Source organism: Pseudomonas sp. RL, from assembly GCF_000647775.1.
GTDB classification, from domain to species: domain Bacteria; phylum Pseudomonadota; class Gammaproteobacteria; order Pseudomonadales; family Pseudomonadaceae; genus Serpens; species Serpens flexibilis.
The window spans coordinates 1-915 of record NZ_JBOY01000100.1 but is presented as its reverse complement, the minus strand read 5'-3'; the positions used below and the strand labels follow the sequence as shown (position 1 = coordinate 915).

Sequence of the window (915 nt, the reverse complement as noted above, 5' to 3'; positions counted from 1 at the left end):
CCCGCCGCGCCGCCGCCGCTGATCGTTGTCGAGGATCTGGGCGGGGCGCCGGCGCAGCCCTATTACCAGGCGCTGGGCCTGACGCCTCGCGACGCCGCGGTGCTGCCGCGCGCACAGCCTGAGCGGAAACGCCCCTTCACCGAGGCCGATCTGCTGCCGGTGCGCTCGACGCACCTGACGCCCGGCCTGGTGGCGCCCCGGGTGCTGCGGGCACCCGGATTGCTGCCGGTGTTCCTGATCGGCGACGACGTCCGCTCGCGTGACTGGCTGCGCCAGCGCCTGAACCAGTTGCGCGACCTGGATGCCATCGGCCTGGTGGTGCAGGTGGAAACGCCGCAGGCGCTGGCGGCGCTGCGCGCCTTGGCTCCCGGGCTGACCCTGGCGCCGGTGTCCGGTGACGAGCTGGCACAGCGCCTGAGCGTGCGGCACTACCCGGTGCTGATCACCGCCACCGCGATCGAGCAGTGAGACGCGGGCATGTCGAGCGCCCATGCCATCGAAGTGCTGATGCGGCCGGCCGTGGAGCTGTACAGCGTGGCGGTCTGCGCCGCCGCCGCGCTGCTTTGCGTGACCGCGCCCTGGGCACTGGCCCTCGATCCGCTCCTCGGCCTGGGCAGCGCGCTGGGCTTTCTCACCTTCGGCGCAGTGCGCCTGCGCCAGGCCTGGGTGATCCTGCGCTACCGGCGCAACATCCGTCGTCTGCCGCGCTACTGGATGCGCAGCCGCGATGTTCCGGTGAGTGCGCAGCGGTTGTTCATCGGCCGCGGCTTTCGCTGGGAGCAGCGACACACCCACCGACTGGCGCAGACCTACCGCCCCGAGTTTCGCCGTTACGTCGAGCCGCCCGCGCTGCAGCGCCTGGCGCGGCGACTGGAGGCGCGGCTGGAATTCGCGCCGCCGCCGCTGGCCCGGCTG

1 protein-coding gene and 1 pseudogene are annotated in these 915 nt (G+C 72.9%); both read left to right on the top strand.

The window, feature by feature from the left end; genetic code table 11:
• The coding region (locus AS93_RS0114815; protein ID WP_027591335.1) for an integrating conjugative element protein at window positions 1–468 on the top strand (468 nt) is incomplete at its 5' end.
• Between the two features lie 9 nt (window positions 469–477).
• A pseudogene (locus AS93_RS19490) lies at window positions 478–915 on the top strand (conjugative coupling factor TraD, PFGI-1 class); the annotation flags it as partial.